The 25,515-nt window shown below is 39.7% G+C and carries 20 protein-coding genes; 16 read left to right on the top strand and 4 right to left on the bottom strand.

Translation table 11 applies throughout. From position 1 onward, the window contains the following. Window position 1: 1 nt before the first annotated feature. From mltG to L2735_RS09150, 5 genes are read left to right on the top strand one after another with little or no spacing between them, the layout of a single operon-like run. Window positions 2–1,012, top strand: a complete 1,011-nt coding sequence (mltG, locus tag L2735_RS09170) for an endolytic transglycosylase MltG (protein WP_248984410.1) — start codon at window positions 2–4, stop codon at window positions 1,010–1,012. Continuing rightward, a complete protein-coding gene (gene tmk / locus L2735_RS09165) occupies window positions 1,009–1,638 on the top strand; it encodes a dTMP kinase (protein WP_248984409.1) in 630 nt (209 codons plus the stop codon). The genes mltG and tmk overlap by 4 nt, the downstream gene beginning before the upstream one ends. A 35-nt stretch (window positions 1,639–1,673) precedes the next feature. Further along, window positions 1,674–2,633 carry a DNA polymerase III subunit delta' gene (holB, locus tag L2735_RS09160; protein ID WP_248984408.1) on the top strand — a complete coding sequence of 320 codons (960 nt, stop codon included), beginning with the start codon at window positions 1,674–1,676 and terminating at the stop codon, window positions 2,631–2,633. A gap of 12 nt (window positions 2,634–2,645) precedes the next feature. Further along, window positions 2,646–2,972, top strand: a complete 327-nt coding sequence (locus L2735_RS09155) for a PilZ domain-containing protein (RefSeq protein WP_055024454.1) — start codon at window positions 2,646–2,648, stop codon at window positions 2,970–2,972. 44 nt (window positions 2,973–3,016) lie between these two features. Beyond that, complete coding sequence (locus tag L2735_RS09150) at window positions 3,017–3,805, top strand: TatD family hydrolase (RefSeq protein WP_248984407.1); 789 nt, start codon at window positions 3,017–3,019, stop codon at window positions 3,803–3,805. A 386-nt stretch (window positions 3,806–4,191) separates the two neighbouring features. Here the strand turns inward: L2735_RS09150 and rsmF are convergent, their stop codons facing one another. Next, a complete protein-coding gene (gene rsmF, locus L2735_RS09145; protein ID WP_248984406.1) occupies window positions 4,192–5,643 on the bottom strand; it encodes a 16S rRNA (cytosine(1407)-C(5))-methyltransferase RsmF in 1,452 nt (483 codons plus the stop codon). Window positions 5,644–5,822: 179 nt separating this feature from the next. On the opposite strand from rsmF, the gene L2735_RS09140 reads away from it, so the two are divergent. After that, entirely contained in the window at window positions 5,823–7,049 is a 1,227-nt protein-coding gene (locus L2735_RS09140; RefSeq protein ID WP_248984405.1) for a nucleoside recognition domain-containing protein, read from the top strand. A gap of 83 nt (window positions 7,050–7,132) precedes the next feature. On the opposite strand, the gene L2735_RS09135 is transcribed toward L2735_RS09140, so the two are convergent. From L2735_RS09135 to L2735_RS09125, 3 genes are read right to left on the bottom strand one after another with little or no spacing between them, the layout of a single operon-like run. Then, window positions 7,133–9,790, bottom strand: coding sequence for a PqiB family protein (locus L2735_RS09135; protein ID WP_248984404.1), 2,658 nt, complete (start codon window positions 9,788–9,790; stop codon window positions 7,133–7,135). Continuing rightward, a complete protein-coding gene (locus tag L2735_RS09130) occupies window positions 9,777–10,406 on the bottom strand; it encodes a paraquat-inducible protein A (RefSeq protein ID WP_248984403.1) in 630 nt (209 codons plus the stop codon). The genes L2735_RS09135 and L2735_RS09130 overlap by 14 nt, the downstream gene beginning before the upstream one ends. Further along, window positions 10,396–11,025, bottom strand: a complete 630-nt coding sequence (locus tag L2735_RS09125; protein WP_248984402.1) for a paraquat-inducible protein A — start codon at window positions 11,023–11,025, stop codon at window positions 10,396–10,398. The genes L2735_RS09130 and L2735_RS09125 overlap by 11 nt, the downstream gene beginning before the upstream one ends. A 229-nt stretch (window positions 11,026–11,254) precedes the next feature. Here L2735_RS09125 and L2735_RS09120 point away from each other — a divergent pair, with 229 nt between their 5' ends. The 10 genes from L2735_RS09120 to L2735_RS09075 all read left to right on the top strand — a co-directional run bounded on the left by L2735_RS09120 (window position 11,255) and on the right by L2735_RS09075 (window position 25,359). Next, on the top strand, window positions 11,255–11,548 hold the full coding sequence (locus tag L2735_RS09120) for a YebG family protein (protein WP_248984401.1): 294 nt from the start codon (window positions 11,255–11,257) through the stop codon (window positions 11,546–11,548). A gap of 20 nt (window positions 11,549–11,568) precedes the next feature. After that, window positions 11,569–12,027, top strand: coding sequence for a GAF domain-containing protein (locus L2735_RS09115; RefSeq protein ID WP_248984400.1), 459 nt, complete (start codon window positions 11,569–11,571; stop codon window positions 12,025–12,027). 269 nt (window positions 12,028–12,296) lie between these two features. Beyond that, window positions 12,297–12,932, top strand: a complete 636-nt coding sequence (gene proQ, locus L2735_RS09110) for an RNA chaperone ProQ (protein WP_248984399.1) — start codon at window positions 12,297–12,299, stop codon at window positions 12,930–12,932. A gap of 22 nt (window positions 12,933–12,954) precedes the next feature. Further along, window positions 12,955–15,069 carry a carboxy terminal-processing peptidase gene (prc, locus tag L2735_RS09105; protein ID WP_248984398.1) on the top strand — a complete coding sequence of 705 codons (2,115 nt, stop codon included), beginning with the start codon at window positions 12,955–12,957 and terminating at the stop codon, window positions 15,067–15,069. Between the two features lie 95 nt (window positions 15,070–15,164). Continuing rightward, window positions 15,165–17,726, top strand: coding sequence for an aminopeptidase N (pepN, locus tag L2735_RS09100; protein WP_248984397.1), 2,562 nt, complete (start codon window positions 15,165–15,167; stop codon window positions 17,724–17,726). A gap of 84 nt (window positions 17,727–17,810) precedes the next feature. Then, entirely contained in the window at window positions 17,811–18,026 is a 216-nt protein-coding gene (locus L2735_RS09095; protein ID WP_283104587.1) for a DUF2835 domain-containing protein, read from the top strand. A 315-nt stretch (window positions 18,027–18,341) separates the two neighbouring features. Then, complete coding sequence (locus L2735_RS09090; protein WP_248984396.1) at window positions 18,342–20,426, top strand: DUF1302 domain-containing protein; 2,085 nt, start codon at window positions 18,342–18,344, stop codon at window positions 20,424–20,426. Between the two features lie 13 nt (window positions 20,427–20,439). After that, window positions 20,440–21,804, top strand: coding sequence for a DUF1329 domain-containing protein (locus L2735_RS09085; protein ID WP_248984395.1), 1,365 nt, complete (start codon window positions 20,440–20,442; stop codon window positions 21,802–21,804). A 48-nt stretch (window positions 21,805–21,852) separates the two neighbouring features. Continuing rightward, window positions 21,853–22,866 carry a WD40/YVTN/BNR-like repeat-containing protein gene (locus L2735_RS09080; protein WP_248984394.1) on the top strand — a complete coding sequence of 338 codons (1,014 nt, stop codon included), beginning with the start codon at window positions 21,853–21,855 and terminating at the stop codon, window positions 22,864–22,866. Window positions 22,867–23,004: 138 nt separating this feature from the next. Further along, a complete protein-coding gene (locus tag L2735_RS09075; RefSeq protein WP_248984393.1) occupies window positions 23,005–25,359 on the top strand; it encodes an efflux RND transporter permease subunit in 2,355 nt (784 codons plus the stop codon). Window positions 25,360–25,515 lie beyond the last annotated feature (156 nt).

The following is a 25,515-nucleotide window of genomic DNA, read 5'->3' as shown; positions in this document are numbered from 1 at the left end:
TATGAAAAAAACCATCACAATTTTACTTACATCCTTGATGACTCTGACGACAGTAGTCTGTGTCATTGGTTTTTTAGGGTATCAGCAGATTATTGCTTATCCAGAGCAAATGCTAGCAATTGATGAACCAACAGAGTTGACCATAGCTCAAGGCATGAATGTCACCAAGTTGGGTGCTGATTTAGAAACTAAGCAAATCATTACTGACAGTTGGAAGCTAAAATACTTACTTAAAATCAAGCCAGAATATGCTCATATTCGCACAGGTTTATATCAAATTAGCCCAGGTGACTCCGTTGGTAGTTTGCTGACCAAGTTAAATCGTGGCGACGAAATGACATTCTCAGTCACCTTAATTGAAGGTAAGACGATTAAAGAGTGGCATGAATCGTTAGTGGATTTACCTCATTTAACTTTTGATGCAGAAGTTTTTAACCGGGTGTTGCTTAAAAATGGTGATAAATCAGGCTTGCCAGAAGGCAAATTTTTCCCAGAGACTTATCAATATCAAGCAAATGACACTCTTGAATCGATTTTAAATCGTAGCTATCTAATGATGCAAAAAACACTAGAAGCCGCTTGGAGTGAGCGAGATACCGATCTTAAGTTAAAAACACCTTATGAATTACTCACCATAGCGTCGATTATTGAAAAAGAGACCGGTAAACCTTCTGAGCGTGATTGGGTGGCGGCTGTATTTAACAACCGATTGAAGTTAGGTATGCGTTTGCAGACAGACCCAACGGTTATTTACGGAATGGGTGACCGATACCAAGGTAATATTACCCGTAGCGATTTACGTGAACATACTGCGTTTAATACATATCGAATAAATGGCTTACCGCCAACTCCCATTGCTGCGCCAAGTAAAGCGGCTATTTTTGCCGCAGCACAACCTGCAGATGTAAATTACTTATATTTTGTCTCACGTAACGATGGCAGTCATGTGTTTTCAGAGACATTAGCGCAACATAACCGCGCAGTGAACGAATACCAGAGAAATAGAAAATGACCCAAGAACAAGCTAAGTTTATTGTTATTGAAGGATTAGAAGGCGCAGGTAAATCAAGCGCTATTGAATTAGTTAAAGCAATCATTACTCAACATATTCATCAAGCACCAGTATGTACTCGAGAACCTGGCGGTACGCCCCTCGCTGAAAAAATGCGTGATTTAGTAAAGGTAGCCGATGAAACGGACCCGCTTTGTGATGAAGCCGAATGCTTATTATTTTATGCGGCTAGAGCTCAGTTGATTGCCAATGTGATTAAACCAGCCTTAGCGAAAGGCACTTGGGTATTGGGCGATCGTCACAACTTATCTTCATTAGCCTATCAAGGTGGTGGCAGAGGCTTAATGCCTTTGGTTAAATCAATCAGTGATATTACCTTGAAAGGGTTTAAACCTGACTTGACATTGTATCTTGATATTGACCCGCAAATAGGGCTGACACGAGCAGCTAATCGTGGTGAATTAGATAGAATTGAAACGCAAAAGATAGCGTTTTTTGAGCGTGCGAGAGCGACATTTTTATCTTTTGCAGCAGAAGACGACACAATTATCGTTATAGATGCCAGTAAAACCATTGAGCAAGTGCATGCGCAAATTACTCATGAATTAACGGCTAGGTTAGGCTAAGCCATGTTAATACAGATGATTAGAGCGAGCTTATAATGCAAGCATTTGGTTTACATCAATTACCTTGGTTACAAGCGCCATTTGAGCGCTTTATCAATGAGCGCAATAGTGGCCACAGTGCTCATGCTCAACTTGTCAGTATTGACCAAGGCTTAGGTGGTCAAATTTTAGCGAATGAAATGGCTGAAGCGGCAATGTGCACAGTGTTAACCCCTGTGGGTGCTTGTGGCCAATGTAAAAGTTGTTTGCTATTTAAGGCGGGCACGCATCCTGATTGTCATGTGGTTAAGGCCGATGGCACTCAAATTAAAGTTGATCAAATTCGTGATTTATGCCAAAAGCTTACCGTTACCGCTCAGCAAGGTGGTCAACGAGTTGCTATTATTTTAAATTGTGAGCAGTTTAATTTAGCATCAGCCAATGCGTTACTAAAAACATTAGAAGAACCTGGCAATAATATTTTAATCATTTTACAGACAGATGTTCCGTCTCGATTATTAGCAACGATTAAAAGTCGCTGCCAACAAGTGGCTTTTCATACACCAGATAGAAGACAAGTGTATGACTGGCTGCAAACATACCAGATGTTGCCGACTGTTAATCCAGGTGAAAAGCCCCATGATGTCACTTGGTGTTTGAGTATGATTGGGGGGCCGCTGAAATTAGCCGAAAGCCTCAGCAGTAATCATTATCAGCAGTTAATACAGTTTCGTACGGATTGGGCGTTGAGTATAAAATCAGGCCATTTGACCGGTAGTTTAATTAAGGTTTCTGAACATCAAATTGTTGATGCGCTTAATGTTTTATATTTGTACTTAAGACAATATGTGTTAAAAAGTAAAGAGCTAGATGCTTTAGCTATAGGTAACATTATTGGTTTGTCTTCGAAAGTGGCACAAATGTGTCAACGACTAGCAACAATGGCGAGTATTAATGCTCCGGCTTTATGCCAAGATTATATACTTGAATTTAGACAACTTATTCATCTTAAATAATAGACTGAGATTATGACCGATCTTGTTGTAAATTTTGATACTCTGCACCAATTGTACAGAGCTTATATGCCATTTATTAAACCTGCAGGTTTATTTATCTCGACTACAGAAAGCCATTTTTTAGGTCAAGAGCTGTCGATATCATATAAGTTACCAGGTACGTCGCAAATGACAGACTTTAAAGGTGTCGTTGTTTGGATTAATCCACTAGGTGCTTCTGGTGGCAGACCCGCTGGTATTGGGGTTAAAATTAAAACCGATCCTGAGAGTCATAAACATCACATAGAAAAATTACTTTCGAGTGAACTTTCTTCAAGTGATTTGACCTGCACAATGTAGCTAGGTATTCTTGCTGGCTTATTTTAGCTTTAGATAGAATTCCAATGTTAATCGACTCTCATTGCCATTTAGACCGTTTAAAAGCGGCTCCTGATCAACCTAGCTTACAAGCCATTATTGATGGCGCTAAATCTCGTGGTGTAGATTACCTGCTGTGCGTCAATGTACGCCAGCAAGGTTTCGAATCTATGCGTGAGAAAATGGCGCAGTTTGATAATGTGTTCCTTTCTTCTGGTGTTCACCCGTTAGATGTTCAAGACGGTTTAAATGTTGATGAAATAAAACAATTTGCTACTGACCGCAAAGTGGTAGCCATTGGCGAAACAGGCCTTGATTATTTTTACGCCCCAGAAACTAAAACCCTACAGCAACAATGTTTTGAACAACAAATAGCGTTAGCTGTTGAAGTGAACAAACCGTTAATTGTGCATACTCGTGATGCTCGTGAAGACACCATAGCAATGCTAAAAGCCGGCGGTGCAGATAAAGTCGGTGGGGTATTACATTGTTTTACTGAAAACTGGGAAATGGCTAAAGCAGCGATTGATTTAGGTTTTTACATTTCAGTATCGGGCATTGTCACTTTTAAAAATGCAGGGGAGCTTCGCAGCGTTATTCGTCAAGTTCCGCAAGACAGACTATTGGTTGAAACAGACTCGCCATATTTAGCGCCAGTGCCGCACCGGGGTAAAGAAAACCAACCTGCCTACGTTCGTGATGTTGCTGAGTTTGTGGCTGAGTTACGCGGCGAAAAGTATGAAGATTTGGCACATTACACTTCAGAAAACTTCTTTAATTTATTCACTGATGCAGCCAAACTGATAGGTCGATAGAGCCTGTAAAATATTTAATTCCCCTTATTAAAGCCAAAAAAAGACCCAAAACTATCCAATTGTTCTGGGTCTAGGGGAATGGCTCTTAATAAAAAGAGCCCTGCGCTACTGTTGAGAGGCTATTCTCAGTAAACATGAATGAGAATAAAGCGTCACAGGGCTTTATTCTCGAAACTAAATCGTCTGCACAAATTATAGTTGTCAATTGAAAAATTGCACATTTATCGATCATTTAATGCTCGGCAACTGGTGTTTAAAGCTTGTTGGCTGTTCTAGCTTAAGTTTTTCGTGCTAAATATTTAACAAACTAAGTGACTTATATTAGAGACTTATTTTAGTGACTTAACTTAGTAACTTATCTTAGGTTCAACTTTCGTATTAATTTGTTATTTCGTTTCAATTTTATCTTTTACCAATTCCCTTGGAAGGTTGTTTTTAAGGCGATGCCCAAGGTGTTTTACGACGCCAAGTGGCTTATTGTGAAAGCTCACAATCATTTCACCTGCAGGTTTCACATCTAAACCTACAATCTCATTGGTTGGTATGTCACGGCCCATTAAAAACTCAATCGCTTGCTGACGACTCAGCTCAATAACTCTGTCTTGATCCTCAATGGAATCACTCAATGCAATGATGGCTTCATGTTTGACCTTAAAGCCTTTTTTAAGCACGTCAGCGAGTTTGAAACCTATCCGCTGAAAGCGCATTAGTCCTATGAATTGACTGAATGTTTTTGGAAATAACCAATATTCCTCGTCACGGATCATAACGTTAAACTGTTCGGGTATCGTTATATTGAAAGTTTTGAGTAAATATTCAGCGACAGCACTAGTTTGCTTTTCATTGGCTGAAACAAAAGGAAAGTTGCGTTGTTGTTTAGGGCACTTCTTTAATCGTGGCACAGAGGTTTTCTTATGAATTTTAGCGACAAAGAAACCTTCACTATCAAATATTTGAGGCCAAACATGCAAGAAACCTTCTGACGTACAGACTTTTTCTGCATTTTCAAATAAGTGATTTAGCGGTATAAACTCAACCGAATCTGGATATTGCTCTTGTATATAATGACAAATTTGTTGGTTTTCAATCTGACTTAACGTACAGGTCGAATAGACTAATGAACCGCCAGGTTTTAAGGCTAAAAAGGCTGATTCAATCAACTGTTTTTGGGTTTCGGCAATATCTGTTACGTCATCGAGTTGCCAGTTTTTAAGCGCATTAACGTCTTTCCTTACAGTGCCTTCGCCGCCACAAGGTGCGTCCAATAAGATGGCGTCAAATTTTTCATAAAGGTACTCACCAAAAACTTTACCATCAAAATGGGTTAAAGCAGTTTGGTTAACGCCCATGCGTTGAATATTAGCATGAAGGATTTTGACTCTGCTTGATGAGTATTCGTTAGCAATTAATAAACCTTGGTTATGCATTAACGCTGCAAGTTGGGTGGTTTTAGAGCCTGGCGCAGAGGCTACATCTAATACTATAGGTGCTTGACCTACGTCATCGTTGAGTAATTCGTTAAATAGCGCTTGAGGCGGCAGCATAGAGCTTGCTTCTTGTATATAAAAAAGCCCTTGAATATGCTCAACGCAATTACCTGGTTGCTGACTGTCATCGTGAGTTATCCAGAAACCTTCTTTGCACCAAGGAATGGGTTCAAATTTCCATTCTTTTGAATTCATAACCTGTTTAAAATCATCAACAGTAATCTTTAAGGTGTTTACTCTGATTGATTTTCTTAAAGGTCGGTGACAGGCCGCGATAAAATCATTCATATTAAGATGTTCAGGAAGCTCGCTGGCAATGTGTGTGAGGTAATCTGGATTAATTTGAGCCATAGTAAAAAATTCGATAAAACAACTGTGTAATAATGAAATAGATTATATCATGCATTAATCAAGCTTAGGCTATCTATGCCGACAAAGCTTGGAAATGATAAAAGCTTAGAAATGATATAGGCATATAAGCTGGGTTGATGTCGGTCAGGATAATATCGGTGAGGATATTGGAGTATTAAGTGCTGAATAGAGTTTGGTTATTCTTTTTTATAACGGCAGCTGTCGCCATCATAGTTCAGTTATTCAATGGCCATGTTGAGGTGCTCAGTGACTCAGTCAATGCCATATTCAGTAGTGCGAGACTTGCCGCTGAAATATCGATAGGTTTGATTGGCGTATTGGCATTGTGGATGGGCTTGATGCAAGTCGGCGAAAAGGCAGGGGTTGTCGCGGTATTTGCTCGATTATTTGAACCTTTATTATCTAAACTCATGCCTGATGTACCAAGAGGGCATCCTGCCTATGGCAGTATGTCGATGAACTTAACAGCTAATATGCTTGGGCTTGATAATGCAGCAACGCCTCTTGGGCTTAAGGCAATGCAGGATTTACAAAGTTTAAACCCTGAAAAAACCGTTGCGACCAATGCGCAAATCTTATTCTTAGTCCTAAATACCTCTTCTGTCACCTTAGTGCCAGTCACAGTATTTTTATATCGTGCCCAACAAGGCGCTGCAGCTCCTGCTGACGTATTTTTACCTATTTTACTCGCAACTGTTGCATCGACATTAGTTGGCTTGACTGTGGTGGCAATTGTGCAACGTATCTCTTTACTTAATAGTGTTGTGCTCGCCTATGGCGCAACCTTAATCAGTGTGTTGATTGCCAGTGTATTTTATTTAATGACATTATCAGCCGATGCCATTGGTACTTTATCAACAGCCTTAGGTAACGGCATTTTATTAGTACTCATTTTGAGTTTTATTCTCATAGCAGGACACAGGAAAGTCGCCATTTACGATGAATTTGTAGAAGGGGCGAAAGGTGGGTTCTCGCAGGCTGTGATGCTCATTCCTTATTTGCTCGCAATGTTATTGGCCATTGGCTTATTAAGGGCCTCTGGAGCGTTAGATTTTGCTTTACAAGGTTTATCAAACCTAGTGGCTTTATTTGGCTTTGATAACCGTTTTGTTGATGCTATGCCTACTGCGCTAATGAAGCCTTTTAGTGGCTCTGGCGCAAGAGCGATGATGCTTGAAACGATGGACCATCATGGTGTCGATTCTTTTGCAGGAAGATTGTCAGCAATATTTCAGGGCAGTACTGAAACCACATTTTATGTTTTAGCGGTGTATTTTGGCTCTGTTGGTATTCGAAATAGTCGCCATGCATTAGGCTGCGGACTTGCTGCTGATGTGGGTGGGATTATTGCTGCTATCGGTGTTTGTTACTGGTTTTATGGTTAAGTTTGTTATTATCATTATCATAAGCAATAAAAAAGTCGGCATAAGCCGACTTTTTTATTGGAATGATTAGTTAAGCTATATACCTACGGTTTAACTTGCTCTGGTTGCCAGCTACGCCATTCTTCTTTCATCTTGTTATAAAGATTAAAGCTGGCACCTGAAGACAATTTATTTTCACTCGTCGTGACATCTTCAGTGGCGACAGAAATACCACCAGATAGTAGGGTTTCTAATGAGCCTGTCTCAATTTGGGCCCCTGAGAAAATCCCCACTTCTAATTGAATACCCGATGCATCCCAGAATCGACTAGTCTGATTAACAAGGTGGGTATATTGTTGTTCAATGTGCGAGTACATGAGTACTTTATTACCGTTATCAGACAAGGTGTAACCGTCAACTTGCCCAATAGAAATTCCTCTGAAAAAGATGGGTGTTCCCACTTTAATCGAGCCAAGTTGACTGTCTTCTATAATTAAAGTTAAAGCATCATCGTCAATATCAGCATCATATCGAGCAGCTAAATGTGCTTCAAATATATCAGCACTATCAGCACTATCAGCACTCTCTGAACCTTTACCTGGTATAACACCGATATATGGCCCTGTAATGAGTGTCTCTGGTGCTTTAATGCCTGTTAACGAAATTTGCGCATCGACCACAAAATACTCAGTGTCAGATTTAGTGAAGTGGCTAGCATACTCGCCATAAAGGTAAGCCGTTGCAGTTAACGTCTGTAAATCTTGGTTCAATTTCACTTGCTGAACAACACCAATCTGGTGACCTTGGTAACGAATAGCAGCTTTAGCTGCAACCTTAGCTTCAGCAGGTAGAGTAAGCGTTATGGTTTGGGCTTGTTTGAGCGCTAACTCTTTTGAGTCGTACAAACGCTGTTGGTTACCCATTTGATCGTCACTGAGTAAGCCTAAGCTGATACTGCCTTTAAGTGCGCCTTCAAGTGGTGCTACATTGACTTCAATACCAGACAAGCTTGCGTTAATGCTCGCAGCGTCATTTCGCCAAAACACACTATTATCACGAACTAACTGACTAAATTTATTTTTTATAGCCAGACTAATCGAAAACTGATCAGTTTTATTATCCCAGCGAACATCTTTAACAGCGCCAATTTTCATTTTTTTATAATAAATTGACGAGCCAGCAGATAACCCGGCGCCATCAATACTTTCGAGTGTAAGGGTAGTGATGTTGTTTTTAGCAATTGACTCAGCAGCATTCTCATTAGAATGATAAAGCGCAAAGCGGCTATTAGGTTTGACTAATGCTTTGTTATTGCCTCTCACTAATGATATCGCGCCATCAAGAGCTGTACTTATATCCCGAGTTGTAACCGTAACACCATCTAAAGATGCATCGATTTTTAAAGCTGACTCAGAAACAAAATGACTATCGGATGTTAGCAGGTTTTTGTATTCAGGTAGTATTTCAACTAAATACTCTACACCACTAAAATCATCAGAAAACTTTACTTGAGTGATTTCGCCTATTGGCATTTGTTTGTATCTGACTTTGGCTCCAGTATCTAAGCCATTGTGTTCATCGGAGGTCAACTTAATATTAAACTTACTGTCACTTAGTAGATCTGGTGCTTGGTTTTGTAATTTAAAATCTTGTGGTATTGCGCTATCACTTAATCCAGGTAATACATTGACTACACTACCAGTGAGTAAACGACTCGCATGCTTAACGCCATCTATCGAAATATCAGCACCAGAAACCCAAAATTGACTGTCGGCATTGAGTAGGTGTTGATATTGGATATCAAATTTTGCTAAAAACTTAACCCCACTTTCGGTTAATTGAGTTTTATGGATTTTACCGACTTCAACGCCACGATAAACCATTGCAGAGCCTTGGTTAATTTCATCTGCATTTTCTGCAGTTAACACAAATTCGACTCCTTTAACTGCGCTTTCTTCATCAGGGTATAAAACGTAGTGATCGCCGGTGACTGCTTTATCGGCTTTAGCACCCGAATTAAAGCTAATCCCGCCAGCTAATAGTGATGCAAGACTTTCAGTATTTACGTTAATCCCAGATAAAGATGCATCAATTTTAAGGCCTGATACATTCCAAAACTGAGACTCTTGATTTACTAGATGTGAGTACTGCTGTTCAATGAAAGTACTGATAATAATAGTGTCACTATCTATCAAACGATAGTTAACGACTTTACCCACAGGCACTTGGCGATAAAATACTAAAGAGCCTACATCTAATGAACCTAAGGTAGAAGTCGTCAGTTTAACGACGATACCTTCCTCTTCATTTGGGATCATTGAAGGAGCTTCAGTTGAGGCTATAAACTTTGATGTGGAACTACCATCACCGGGTTCAATGGCGATGTAATTACCAGAAAACAGTGTATCTAAGCCTTCAATACCGGTAATACTGGCTTTTGGCATCACCAGCCAAAATAGGGTGTTTTTATTTAAAAAAGGATCTGAACGATAATCCATGACGATTGTAACGTTCACTCCAGATAAATCTTTGTCGAGGCTAATATCTGTGACTTTACCAACGGTTAGCCCTTGGTATTTCACTAACGTTTTACCTATATCAATGCCAATAGCACTTGGGAAGTGAACTTGTATTTCAATTCCTGACTCTTTAATACTTTTGATTCCAAGCCAAGCCCCCAGCGCAAGCGCGACAATAGGCAATAACCATATAGGAGAAAAGAGTTTCTTTTTAACGACTTTTGGTGATTCAATTTGTGTCATTGTTTTTTTCCAAGCGATCCCAAAGTAAGCGTGTATCAAGCACCTTTGCAGCTAACTGAGTCAATAGAATGACCAACGCGAACGCTGTTGCTGCAGGTGCTGGTTTTGCATCTAAAAGTTGTCCCATATTCACTACTGCAACTGTTAATGCAATAACAAATAAATCAAGCATAGACCAACGGCCAATCCATTCAATGATATGAAATCCTGTCATCAGTTTCTTTTTTGGCAGAGGTAAATTAAAGGTAATTGCAGATAAATAAATAGCTAAACCAACAATTTTTAATAAAGGCACTAGGATACTGGCAGTGAATACGATAATTGCAATCGGGAACATATCTAAATGCACCAAATGTACAATACCAGTATAAATGGTGTCATAAGTGACTTTTCCTTGATTGGTCACTATTGTTATAGGGTATATGTTTGCCGGTATAAGTAATATTGCAGCGGTAATCAAAAGCGCCCAACTATGTTGTAAACTAGCATAATTACGCGGCTGTATTTTTGATTCACAACGGCTGCAATGAGTTTGGTCAATAGGGTTAATATTGCGACAAACCTTACACAGGCACATTCCGACATCTTTGCCTTGTTGAGCAAATTCATTTGTCATGAACCATTCCCCACATATGTTCTAAATTATATTCACGCTGTAAAAATAAAATAACTAAAAACAATATACCAAAACTTAGGGTACCCATACCCAAGTATATCTCAGCAAAATCAGACAGATTGAAGGCGGCGACTAAAAATGAAATGACATAGATTTCTAACATAGATAATTGTGAAAGTAGCTCATGGTTTTTTAATAGTCTTTTATAAGTTTTCTGCCAGAAGGTGGACTGTAGCTTCAGTTTTACGATAATGATTTGAAATAAAATAGATAAAATCAGTAAACCAGGTGCTAATACCGCTGATGCAATCACTGCGATAGCGACAATCCAATAATCATGATTCCAAACGGCAACCGCAGTTTCATACACAGTGGTCGCTCTTATGCTGCCCATAAAATGAATTTCTAAGACTGGGAGTAAATTAGCAGGAATGAAAAACAATAACGCTGCGATACACAAAGCAAGCATGCCGTTAATTGAACAATAAGGCACGTCATAAAGTGCAGTATGGCATCGTGGGCAGAGTGCCCGAACATTAGAGGGTAGAGCACGACGCTGAACCGCTAAATCACATGAACGGCACAGTATAATGGTGTCTTGATCTAAATTTTTTGGCATATAAAAGCTAAAACCATCCATTTAGTGAATATTCGCAGCGATACCTTGATGCAATTTGAGACATATTTCAATGACCATTTAGCCTTAAATATGAACTCAATCTGATTATATTCAGCAAGATTCGAGTTACAATGAAATGAGATAATATCAGAATAATCAGAATACTTGCATCAGAAGTTAGTTCTATGACACTCTATGCACTGTATATAAAAACAGTAAGAGGTTAATCATGGCGGTAATTACAAAGTTTGTCGTGGTCAGAGAAGGGGTGGAAAAGATGACATTCACATCTAAAAAAGAAGCCGATGCCTATGACAAAATGCTCGACATTGCTGATAACTTAGTTCCTTTTATTACTAGCGCTGAGTTAAAAATTGACGAAAATAGCGTAGAGAAACTTGCATTCTATCTTGCATCTAATAAAGATGAGCTTGCAAATTTACTTAAAGGCGTGGCCAAAGCAAAACCGGCAGCGACAAAACCAGCGGCTAAAAAAGCCACTAAAAAAGCGGCAGCAGAATAAAATAATTGTTAGGAAGTAAAATGAAAGCTGAATTGTATGACACCTTAAATCGACAAGTACTGGCTCTAATGGAAGGTGAAGATGACCTGATTGCAGGTATGGCAAATTTTTCTGCATTGTTAAATGATAATTTGGACGATATTAACTGGGTTGGCTTTTACATTAAACGTAATGACCAATTAGTGTTAGGTCCGTTTCAAGGAAAAGTTGCTTGTACACGTATTGTGATTGGTAAAGGTGTTTGTGGAACAGCAGCGGCATTAGATCAAACTCAATTAGTTGAAGATGTACATCAATTTGAAGGACATATTGCTTGCGATGCAGCCAGTAATTCTGAAATAGTGGTTCCAGTTCATGCTGGTGGAAATGTCATCGCAGTGTTAGATATTGATAGTCCTTCTTTAAATCGTTTTGATAAAGATGATCAAAAAGGACTCGAAAACTTAGTTAAAAGCTTCGAATCTTGCTTATTTGCTTAATTTGCGAACAAATAAGCCAAATTGCAGGTCGCAATCGCTGACATGAGCTTTATAATACTGAGCTGCACGCATTACTATGTTTAAAATTTATTTACTGTAAATAAGCAGGCAAGTAAGTTAATTTGTTAAGGCATGTTTCAATTGCTTTAGCAATCATGTAGGAAATGCTAATTTGAACGTTAAGCAAGACTCTGTTTAACGAAAGATAAACGACTGTAACTAGCTAAGACAGCTACCAACCAGTCCCCTTATATAACGTGGAAGTAAAAATGGAATCAACAGACAAGTTGACCGACACCAACGCAGTTTTAGCGTATTTATATGAAACATTTCCTTTATGCTTTATTGCAGAAGGTGAAACTAAGCCATTAAAAATTGGGTTGTTTCAAGATTTAGCTGAAAGGTTGGCTGATGATTCTAAAGTAAGTAAAACACAATTACGTGTTGCACTTAGACGTTATACAAGTAGCTGGCGCTACCTTAAAGGTGTAAAAGCTGGCGTTCAACGTATTGATCTAGATGGTCAAGATTGTGGTGAACTTGAGCAAGAGCATATCGATCACGCTCAGCAGACCTTAAAAGAAGGTCAAGAGAAAGCGAAAGCCAAGCGTCAAGCGCAAGCTGCAAAAGCAAACCCTAAGAAGCCAGCTAAAAAAGCACCAGCTTCAAAAGCGGCAGCGGTTAAAAAAGGCTGTCCAGCGAAGGCTAAAAAGCCTGCTGCTCCAAAAGTTAATTATGTACCTGCAAAATTTGACGAGCTTAAACAAAAACAACGTGTTAGTGTCAAGTTAGGACAAAATCCTGTGGCTGGCGTTATCACAGACATCAAAAAAGAAGATGTCCATGTACAGCTTGATTCAGGTTTAGTCGTTAAAGTACGTGCAGAGCATATCTTATTATCGTGATCATTTAAGGAGTAACTTGTTGATGCGAAAACTCACTTTGGCTGCGTCGATTGCCACTTTATTTGTCGGTTTTTCGGCTTGGGCAATTTCACCAACTATTCAAATCAACGAGTTACCTAAACTTGAGCAAGAGCCTCAACACAAGGTTGCGAGTAAGAGAGTCACGAATTTATTCACTCGCTCTCATTACCATCGCTTTGAACTTGATGATGCTTTTTCTGAGTTGATTTACGACCGTTATCTACAACAGTTAGATTTCAGACGTAATGTGCTTACCCAGGCAGATGTTGATAGTTTTAAACAATATCAGCATCTGTTTGACGATATGGTCAAAACTGGCAATATCGAACCTGCCTTTAATATGTTCTCTTTATTGCAAAAACGTCGTTATGAACGTTTTGCCTACGCATTAACGCTATTAGACAAAGAATTCGACTTCACAGAAGCCGGTGATGCTTATGAGTTTGATCGCGAAGAAGCAGCATGGCCGAAAGATGAAGCAGAATTAAATGAGCTTTGGCGTCAACGTGTTAAATATGATGCATTAAACTTAAAACTTGCTGATAAAGACTGGGAAGAAACAGTTGAAATACTCGGTAAGCGTTATAACAATGCGATTAAGCGTCTTAGTCAAACTCACAGTGAAGATGTATTCCAAGGTGTAATGAACGCCTTTGCTCGCACTGTAGAACCACATACAAGTTATTTATCTCCACGTAATGCTGAACGTTTCCAAATGGAAATGAACCTAAGCCTTGAAGGTATTGGTGCAGTTTTGCAAATGGACGATGACTACACAGTGATTAAAAGTTTAGTGGCTGGTGGACCAGCTGCAAGCAGTGAGAAACTATCTCCTGAAGATAAAATTATTGGTGTTGGTCAAAAAGACGGTGAAATAGTTGATGTTATCGGCTGGCGTTTAGATGATGTTGTTGAGTTGATTAAAGGTCCTAAGGGCAGTGAAGTTAATTTACAAATTTTACCCAACAAAGGTGGCGCTAACGCTAAAGCATTCGAAGTCACCATTGTTCGTGACAAAATTCGTTTAGAAGACCGCGCAGCAACGTCTAAAGTTATCGAACCGACAGAAGGCGAATTTGCTAACCGTAAAGTCGGTGTTATTCAAATTCCTGGTTTCTACATGAACTTGTCAGTAGACGTCGAAAAAGAAATCGCCAAACTTAAAGAAGATAAAGTTGAAGGTATTATCATTGATCTACGTGGTAATGGCGGCGGTGCTTTAACTGAAGCAACCTTATTAACTGGTTTGTTTATCGATATGGGCCCAGTGGTTCAAATTCGTGATGCTAATGGCCGTGTGACTCAAAATCGTGATAATGATGGAAAGAGTGCTTATAGCGGACCATTAACAGTCATGGTAGATCGTTACAGTGCTTCAGCTTCTGAAATTTTCGCAGCAGCATTGCAAGATTACGATCGAGCACTGATTGTAGGTGAAGCGAGCTTTGGTAAAGGTACGGTTCAGCAGCATAAAAGCTTAGGCCGTATTTACGATATGTACGAAAAACCAATTGGTCACGTACAATATACAATTGCAAAGTTTTACCGTATTAATGGTGGCAGTACTCAACTTAAAGGGGTTACGCCAGATATTAAATTCCCAAGTGCTTTAGAGCCAGGCGAATACGGTGAGTCTGAAGAGAAGAATGCTCTACCTTGGGATAAAGTGCCAGTTGCTCAGTACGGTACATTAGGGAATATTTATCCTGAACTTGTCGCTAAACTTGATACCAAGCATCAGCAACGTATCAAGACAGATGTAGAATTTGGTTATATTTTTGATGATATTGCTGAATTCAAGAAACATCACGACGACAAAACTATTTCGCTAGTTGAAAGCGAGCGTATTGCATCACGTGAAGAAGATGAAAAACGTATTCTTGACCGTACCAATGAACGTCGTGTTAAGAATGGTCTTGAGCCTTTAGCATCACTTGATGAAGAAGATGAAGAGACTACTGAAACTGAAGCAGATTCTACTGAAGTCGTTGAGAATGATACAGCCGATACTGAAGAGTCTGATGAAGATGAATTAGAAGTGCCTGATGCGTTTTTAGAAGAGACAGCATTAATTACGTTAGATATGGTTGATGCTAAAAAATCAGCAGTGAAATAAATCCTATTTTATTGCCAAAAAACGCGCTTTAAGCGCGTTTTTTATTATGTAAATTTTATGCCTATAAAGTGCTAAGTGTTATTCAAGGATTATTTATGACTCAAGCTCAAGCAAAACATTTAAAAGACTATCAAGCTCCGACTTTCACAATAAGTCACATCGAATTAGATTTTAATTTAAAAGGTTCAGACACTGTAGTTATCGCAACCAGTAAAGTTCAGAGAGTTGGCGAACATAATGAAGCTTTAGTACTTGTAGGTGAGCAGATTAATTTAGTTTCAGTTCAAATTAATGGGGAAGCGGTTGAATACCAAGAAAAAGACAATCAATTATTGGTTAATACCTCATTAAATGATTTTGAATTAACCTTAGTCACTAAGCAAGATCCTGAAGCTAACTCAAGCCTTGAAGGCTTATATATGTCTGATGGCGCGTACTGCACGCAATGTGAAGCTGAAGGTTTCAGAAGAATTACTTACTTCTTAGACCGCCCTGATGTATTAGCTATTTACACCGTCAGAATCGAAGCCGATAAAGCAGCATTTCCTTTTTTACTCAGTAACGGCAACTTGATTGAAAAGGGCGATGTTTCTGAGTCTCGTCAATTTGTCCGTTGGGAAGACCCTTTCCCTAAACCAAGCTATTTATTTGCTTTAGTTGCGGGTGATTTTGATTTACTTGAAGACAAGTTCATTACTCGAAGTGGTCGTGAAGTTAAGCTGCAAGTATTTGTGGATAAAGGAAACTTGCACAAAGCTAACCATGCAATGGTGTCGCTACAAAAGTCGATGGCGTGGGATGAAACTCGCTTTGATTTAGAATATGACTTAGATATTTACATGATTGTTGCCGTTGATTTCTTCAACATGGGTGCGATGGAAAATAAAGGCTTAAATGTCTTTAACACCAAATACGTATTAGCTGACACTGCTAGTGCTACCGATGAAGATTATCATGGCATCGAGTCCGTCGTGGGCCATGAGTATTTCCATAACTGGACTGGCAACCGTGTTACTTGCCGTGACTGGTTCCAGCTAAGCTTGAAAGAAGGCTTAACCGTCTTTAGAGATCAAGAATTCAGCTCTGATTTAGGTTCGCGTGCGGTTAATCGTATTCAAGCTATTAGAGTGATGAAGAACCAGCAGTTTGCTGAAGATGCAGGCCCAATGTCGCATCCGATCCGCCCAGAATCTGTCATTGAGATGAACAACTTCTACACAGTAACGGTATACAACAAGGGTGCAGAAGTTATTCGCATGATGCACACCATTTTAGGTGAGAACAACTTCCAGTTGGGAATGAAGCTTTATTTTGAGCGCCATGATGGACAAGCGGTAACATGTGATGACTTTGTCAACGCGATGGAAACGGCCAGTGGTATTGATCTAAGTTTATTCAGAAATTGGTACAGCCAAGCCGGTACGCCAGTGGTTACTGTTGAAGACAGCTATGATGAGCAGAAACAGCAATATCAATTAACTGTGAGTCAATCAGTGACGTCGCAAGGTGTTAAAGGAAAAGCATTGCATATTCCTTTCAGTATTGAGCTATTGGACTCTGAAGGCAACTCATTAACCAATCAAGTGTTGGATGTGAAACAAACTCAGCAAACATTTACTTTTGACAATATTGCCTCGCAGCCAGTGCCGTCTTTATTACAAGACTTTTCTGCCCCTGTGCGTTTAGAGTACGATTTTAATGTGGATCAACTTGTACACCTGAGTCGATTTGCATCGAGTGAAGTGGCTCGCTGGGAAGCATCTGTGGGCTTATTTAGTCAAGCGGTATGGCAAAATGTAGCAAGCCTGAAGGCTAAAGAAACCATGCATCTTGATGCTAGAGTGATTGAAGCGATCAGAGGGATTATTTTAGACGAAAATATTGATAAAGCCTTAGTCGCTGAAATCCTTGCTTTCCCAAGTGCGGCAGCGCTTATCGAACAAGTTGAGTCTGTTGACTTAGATTCATTACAGGCGGCAAGAGAGTTTGTTGTCGATGAACTTGCAGAATCATGTTTAGATGAGCTTGTTACTCGTTATCGCTCACTTATTCATTTAGATGATGCTGCTTCCAGAGCCTTTAAAAATATCTGTTTAGTATTGTTATCACGCGTGTCTTCAGAATACGAAGCTTTGGTGACTGAGCAATATCATTCTGCAAACAACATGACGGATAGCTTGGCTGCATTGAAATCCGCTGTGTCGGGTCAGTTGGCTTGTAAACAAGAATTAATGGCTGACTTCGAGAAGAAGTGGGTTTCAACGCCTTTAGTGATGGATAAATGGTTTAGCCTTCAAGCGTCGCAAAACACGCCTGAAGTATTAGCTGAAATTAAGTCGTTAACTCAACATGAAAGTTTCAGTTTTAATAATCCAAATCGTGTTCGGTCTTTGATTGGCTTTTTCGTTGCAGCCAATACGTATCAATTCCATGACATCAGTGGTAGCGGTTACAACTACCTGACTGATATCTTAATTAAATTGAACGAGTTAAATCCGCAAATTGCAGCGAGAATGATTACACCGTTAATCCAATTTGCGAAATTTGATGCAGAACGTCAGCAAAAAATGAAAGATTGCTTATTAAGATTGAAAGCTTTACCAAATCTTTCTAAAGATTTGTTTGAGAAAGTAGACAAAGCGTTAGAACACGCTTAACTCAGTTTGACTGGCAATGGTTTTGTTTTTAAGACAAACCATTGTCAGTCAGTTGTTCAACATTAATAGTTAAATGATTAAGTCATGCAATTTATATTTTCGATGTATATTAGTTTCAAAGATTTTCTACCTTATTACCAAGGAACGGTTAAGAATGTGGAAGTAAAGGATGTGAATGGCAAAATATTACATATTAATGGTAAATATTTTAGACCATTCGTGAGCTCTGCAGGTATCCATGGACAGTTCGTTTTACGTCTAGAATCTTCTGGAAAATTTATTTCTCTGAATAAAATTTAGAGCAATTACTTCAAACGACCAATTGATTGTTAAATGGTAATTTAGCTTCACTTGGTTTTCTCTAAGTTATTGTAAATTAAATATTATATTCTTCTTATCTCTTTCTGTAGTCCATTCGTGTGATCTAATTCAAATAAGCGTTCGTTTATTCTTCTTAAATTTCTCCTAACTACACCATTTCGTTAACAAATTTAATGTTTTTTGAACTTGCTCAATGATGTTAATTGCTGTAACAATGGTGTTGCCTGCAGGCTAACAAAATGTTGGTTCAAATCCTATAACAACGAATCCGGCAGGTTACGGAGAGAAGCAAAAATGAATATTGTTAAAAGACGCTTTAACAAGTCGGCACTCGCTTTGGGGGTGGTGTCGGCATTGACTTTAGGGATGAGCAGTAGCGCTAATGCTGTTTCATTTGATTGGGGTGAAGTACGAGGCACCTTTGACTCGACTTGGACTGTTGGCGCAAGCTGGCGTGTTTCTGAGCGTGATTGGGAAGGGCAAATCGGTAAAGTTAACCAACCACAGTTTGATTGGTCTGGTTATTCTGCTTTTGGTGCGCCATTTGGCCAAACACCAAAATACACCACTTCTCAAATCTGGAGCCAACCAGGCTCTTATTCAAGTAACAACGACTTAAGTAATTTACTTTACTCTCAGGGCGATACCACTTCTGAAATTTTTAAAGGCTTGCATGAGCTGTCTTTAGAATATAAGAATTTTGGGTTATTCGTGCGTGGGATGTATTTTTACGATCGTAAATTAAACGATGGTGATTACGACTTTAATGACCCACTTACAGGCAATGAATTTGATCCGTGTGAAGATGACCGCGCATCAGAAGTGCAATGTAAAGATGTACGTCTATTAGATGCCTTTGTTTACGGTAACTTTGATTTAAATGACGGTAAAAACCCGCTTTCAGTCCGCGTGGGTAACCAAGTGGTGTCTTGGGGGGAAAGTACATTAATTCCACATGGTATTGGTGTGATTAACGCTGTCGATTTAAATATTTTGAATGCACCTGGTGCAGAACTTAAAGAAGCATTCCGTCCACAAGGTATGGTTTGGGCTTCTTTAGGTGTGACTGATAATTTATCGGTTGAAGCATTTTATCAATATGATTGGGAGCCAATTTGGGTTCCTACTCCGGGTTCGAACTTTGCAACCAATGACTTCGCTGGTTTTGGTGGTTATGGCCAAAATGCACAGTTAGGTTTCAATGCTAATCCAGATATCAACCTTGAATTTTTAATGTCTGAATATACTGCATTATATGGCGCTGCTGGTGCAGCATTAGCTGCAGCAACCACTCCTGATGAGTACAATGAAATTGCAGCTGCATATGCTGGTCTAATGGTACCTTATGCTACTAAAGTCGCCTTGGTTCAAGATGAAGCAGAGCCAAGTGATGACGGACAGTACGGTGTCAAATTAGGTTATTATGCACCGTCTTTAGGTGAAACAGAGTTTGGTCTGTACTACATAAACTATCATAGCCGTCGTCCACTTATTAGTGGTACAGCATCTAACTTTACCAGTGATGCTGTTTCAGCTGATTTCGGAAAGTTAATGGCAAGTGGTGGTGAAATTGACCGTGAATTACTGCTTAGTATGGAAACCTTCACTAAAGCACAAATTGTTTATCCTGAAGATATCCAATTATATGGTTTCAGTTTTAACACTTTGGTAGGTGACACATCTGTAGCGGGTGAAATCTCTCACCGAATCGATGAGCCATTACAGATTGATGACGTAGAGTTATTGTTTGCTGGAATGCCGCAGCAATTAGCTGAAGCTGATATTCGTCCTGATTTAGACGGTATTTCTCAAATTGAAGGTGTTCAACCTGGCGAGTCTATCGATGGGTTTATTTTATCTGATACCACTCAAGCACAGGCTACGTTCACGCATTTATTTGGCCCTACATTAGGAACAGATAACCTGACTATGCTTGCTGAGATTGGTGGTGTGTGGATCCATGATATGCCAGGTTTTGACGAGTTACGCTTAAACGGCCCAGGAACAGCACGTTCGGGTGGTAACCCTGATATGCCAGGCATCATCGAAGCACTTCATGATGGTCCTGAAACTAATCCGTTTCCAACAGACTTTGCTTGGGGTTATCGCTTAGTTGCCAAAGCTGACTACAATAATATCTTTGCTGGTGTGAATATGTCACCACGTGTGATTTTCTCACATGACGTTGATGGTATTACACCTGATCCAATGTTCTTATTTACCGAAGGTCGTAAATCAGTCGCAGTCGGCGTAAATTTTGATTATCGCAGCCGCTGGGGTGCAGATATTTCTTACAACAGCTTCTTCGGTGGTGTAGGAACAACTAATGCAATGACAGATCGAGATTACGTCTCGTTCAACGTCAAGTATTCTATCTAGAAGGATAATAATAATGAAGAAACTGACGATATTATCGGCTGCAGTAATTATGGCGTTTAGCGCACCTGCAGCGATGGCGAAAGTATCTGAAGCCGAAGCAGCTAAATTGGGTAATGAACTTACTCCTATTGGTGCTGTTAAAGCGGGGAACGCTGACGGTTCAATTCCAGCTTGGGATAATGGGATTACCTCTCCTGTAGCGGGTTATGAAAAGGGCATGCATCACCCAGATCCTTTTCCTTCGGATAAAATTCTATTCACTATTACTAATGCTAATAAAGCACAGTACGCTGAATTTTTAACCCCGGGTCAAAACAAACTTTTTGAACTGTATCCTGATACATACAAGATGAATGTTTATGAAACCCGTCGTACAGCTTCACTGCCGCAATATGTATATGATGCGACTAAAGCGAATGCATTAAACGCTGAGCTTGTTTCAAATGGTAATGGTGTGAGTGGGGCATCTATCAGTGTTCCATTTCCTATCCCATCAACTGGTTTAGAGGTTATTTGGAACCATATCTTGCGTTACCGCGGTGTTGATGTTGAAACGTATCGTAGCCAAGCTTCGCCTACCAAAGGTGGCGCTTACACCTTGATCGAAACTGCTGAAGAGATTCGTTTTGAGTATAGCCGTCCAGAGATTACACTTGATAAGCTCGCTGAAACGAATACCTTGTTCTTCTTTAAGCAAGTTGTACGTCAACCAGCACGTCTTGCTGGTACTGCACTGCTTGTAAAAGAAACAATGGATCAAGAAGCGTTACCTCGTCAAGCTTGGACATATAACACAGGTCAACGCCGTGTTCGTAAAGCACCAAATGTGGCTTTCGATACGCCAGGTACAGTGTCTGATGGCTTAAGAACAACCGATGATTTCGATATGTTCAATGGCTCACCAGTACGTTACAACTGGGAACTTGTTGGTAAGAAAGAACTTTATATTCCATATAACGACTATAAGCTTCATTCAGACTCGCTTGAATACGATCAAATCTTAACTCCTGGTCATATTAACCCTGAGTTTGCTCGTTGGGAAAAGCACCGTGTTTGGGAAGTTAAAGCAACCCTTAAAGATGGCATGCGTCATATTTATAAAACACGTGTTTTCTACATCGATGAAGATTCTTGGCAAGTATCGCTAACTGATATGTATGATAACCGTGATGAATTGTACCGCGTTGGTACTGCTCATTCGATTAACTACTATGAAGTTCCTACTCATTGGAGCACGTTAGAAATTTTCCACGATTTACAATCTCGTCGTTATTTAGCTATGGGATTAGATAACGAAGGCCGCATGTACGATTTTGATGCCAAGCTTTCTGAAGCTAATTTCACACCTGACGCACTTCGTCGTGCAGGTATTCGCTAAGACCTTTAAGGGGCGCCATGCGCCCCTATTATTTCTAAGGAAGTTTGTATGTCGTTTCGCACACTTCGCAATGTTGTCGCAATCAGCTTAGGTTGTTTAATCTCTACTGCGTCAGTTAATGCTCAATTCGATCCTCTTTCTGTTCAGATCCAACCGTTAGCAGAATCCTCTCTAGTTCTCGATATCGCCAAAGCAGGTGATAGCCTTGTTGCGGTCGGTGAACGGGGTCATGTACTTGTTAATCAACAGCAGGATTGGAAGCAAATTAGCTCTCCAGTTATTTCACAGTTAACCAAAGTATTCTTTTTAAATGAAAAGCAAGGTTGGGCAGTAGGCCATGATGCCACTATCATCCACACTGAGGACGGTGGTCTCACTTGGCAAGTACAATTTCAATCCGCTGAGGTTGAAAAACCACTGCTTGATATTCTATTTTTCAATGAACAAGAAGGTATTGCAGTAGGTGCTTATGGCCTGTTTTATCGCACAGCTGATGGCGGTAATGAATGGGTTCAAGAGTTTCATGAAGAACTACTATTTCCTGAAGATGTTTCATATCTAGCAGATTTAAAAGCAGAAGATGAAGCATTGTACCTATCAGAGCGCGCTGCACTTTTACCACATTTTAATCGTGTTATTCAGTTATCAGACAATCAATTATTAATGGTAGGTGAACTCGGTTTAGTGGCTACATCCAGTGACAATGGACTCACTTTTACCGCACAGCCCTTCGATTATGAAGGTTCAATGTTTAGTGCTATTGAAGCTAATAACGCTGTATTTGTGATGGGTCTACGCGGCCATGTATTTAAAACTGATAAGCTATTTAGCCAGTGGCAAGAAATTGAATTGCCCGTTAAATCATCGATTAATAATGCCTTTATTACTGAGAAAGGAACCTTATACCTTGTTGGTAATGCGGGTGTCATCATCGAGTTAGACAGCAATGATAGTGCAAATATTGTTGCTAGAAGACAAGGCGAAAATATAGTCGCCATAGAAAGTGACAATCAAGGTCAAGTTTGGTTTGCTGGTTCAAAAGGTTTATTTCAGCTCAAGTAGAGTAGGGATAGTCATTCTCAGGACGAGTTAGTTCAGTATCGGGGGGCAGGTAACAGATTATTAATGTTACTGTTAAAACTGAACAGAATTGATACTAAGTTTGTATAAAAATAAAACAACAATAATAGGGCCGATAAGATGTTAGAAAAACTGGTCAATGGATTTGAAACCCATCTTTTCAGAAACCGCATGTGGGTGATCCTTTCATTCATACTTATTACACTTTTTCTTGGTTACCAAGCTAGCCAGTTAAAAATGGATGCGGCTTTCAGTAAAAACATACCACTGAATCATGAGTACATGAAAACCTATACCAAGCACCAAAAAGATTTTGGAGGCGCCAATAGGATTATGGTATCTGTTGAAGATACTAGTGGTAATATATTTAACCCTGAGTATTTCGATACCCTTAAAAAAGTTCACGATGAACTGTTTTTTATCCCTGGTGTTGAACGCTCACAAGTGAAATCTTTATACTCGCCTTCAACGCGCTTTACAGAAGTCGTCGAAGACGGTTTTGCGGGCGGTCCTGTTATTCCTGCTGATTTTCGTAATGATGATTACGGACTCAATGTTGTACGCGATAACGTCGAAAAAGCGGGTATCGTCGGTCGTTTAGTTTCTAATGATTATTCATCTGCCATGTTAACAGCGCAGTTAATGGACTTTGTCGCTAAAACTGATGAAGAAATGGCTGAATCAGAGGGCGCTGAGAAAGACATTACTACTAAGCCTCTCAATACCATTCAATTTGCTAAACAATTAGAAGATCAACTTCGCGGTAAATACGAAACTGACACCATTAAAATCCATATCATTGGCTTTGCAAAAATGGCGGGTGATGTTGCTGAAGGGGCAAAAGGGGTTTTACTGTTCTTTTTAATCGCAATTTTAATTACAGCGGTGATGGTTTACCTGTTTTCGAAGTCACTCATTCTGACGATATTACCGCTTGTATGTAGTTTAGTAGCAGTAACTTGGCAGTTAGGCTTGCTGACTGTGGTCGGATTTGGTTTAGATCCTATGTCCATCCTAGTGCCATTTTTGGTCTTTGCGATCGGTGTGAGTCACGGCGTTCAGATGATTAATGCTGTAAGACGTCGTGTACTCGATGGTCAAAATACCAAAGCGGCTTCAGCGTCGGCATTTCGCAGTTTATTAGTGCCTGGTGGCGTAGCGTTATTATCTGATACAGTTGGTTTTTTAACCTTATTGGCCATTGATATTGGTATTATTCGAGAGCTTGCAATATCGGCATCGCTTGGTGTCGCAGTTATTATTTTAACCAACCTTATCCTATTACCTTTAGTTATTTCATACACAACGATTAAGCCGACTAAAGAAGATCCGGTCAAGAAAGCAAAAATTGAAAATTTATGGCGCAGTCTTTCTCGATTCGCCACACCTAAATATGCAGTCATTGTACTAATCAGTACTGCAATTTTATATGGGTTTGGTTTTCAACAAGCGAGCAATATGAAAATTGGTGATTTACAAGGCGGTGCACCAGCGCTTCATTTAGACTCTCGTTATAACCAAGATACTTTCCACATTACCGATAATTACTCGATAACAACCGATTACATGACGGTAATTGTCGAAGCTAAACCTGAAGCCTGTACCTACCATTCGCTATTAAATGAAATAGATCAGTTTGAATGGATGGTTGGTAATACACCTGGTGTTGAATCAACCGCAAGTTTAGCGTCAGTTTCTAAGCGCGTGAACGCTGGCTTTAACGAAGGTAACCCTAAGTGGCAAGTTCTGCCTCGAACTACAGCAAGCTTAGTGCAAGCTGTGGGACGTGTGCCTACAACCTCCGGATTACTAAACGGCAACTGTTCGGTTATGCCTGTGTTCTTATTTTTAAAAGATCATAAAGCTGAAACCATCGAAGTCGTTATTGCTAAAGTGAAGCAAGTGGCTGAGCAATTAAACACAGATACTTTGCAATTTAAACTCGCATCCGGCCCTGTTGGTGTTATGGCTGCAACAAATGAAGCCGTAAGTGAAGCGCAGCTACCAATGATGATTTATGTCTATGGCGCTGTGTTTGTACTGTGTCTTATTAGCTTCCGCTCATTAAAAGCAACAGTTGCAGTGATTGTGCCTTTATACGTGGTGTCGACGTTAGCTCAAGCCTTAATGACCTGGTTAGATATAGGTTTAGCAGTGAGTACTTTACCAGTCATTGCCTTGGGTGTTGGGATTGGTGTGGATTACGGTATTTATATTTTATCCACTATGTCTGGTAAGTTGACTCAGGGAATGGAAGTACAACAAGCGTACTTTGAAGCACTCGTTGAACGTGGCAGTGCGGTTATCTTTACTGGGTTAACATTAGCGATTGGTGTCAGTACTTGGTTCTTCTCAGCACTTAAGTTCCAAATGGACATGGGAATTTTGTTAACTTTCATGTTTTTAGTGAATATGTTGGGTGCGATAATTATTTTACCTGCGTTATCAGCCATCTTTTGGCGCAAACCCAAGTAAACAAACAGTTTAGAATCAACAAGAGGAGCTTAGGCTCCTCTTTTTTTTGCATAGTTACTCTATCTAAACGCTTGATTGGTCAAATAGTGGCTATAATTCTTGTGTTAACAAGGATTTTAGAGGATCTACCACTAAAATAGTGCTCGATATAGCAGT

It is taken from the genome of Shewanella olleyana (assembly GCF_023283825.1).
GTDB lineage: Bacteria > Pseudomonadota > Gammaproteobacteria > Enterobacterales > Shewanellaceae > Shewanella > Shewanella olleyana.
The sequence above is the reverse complement of the archived record's forward strand: the minus strand, read 5'-3'. Positions and strand labels throughout refer to the sequence as shown.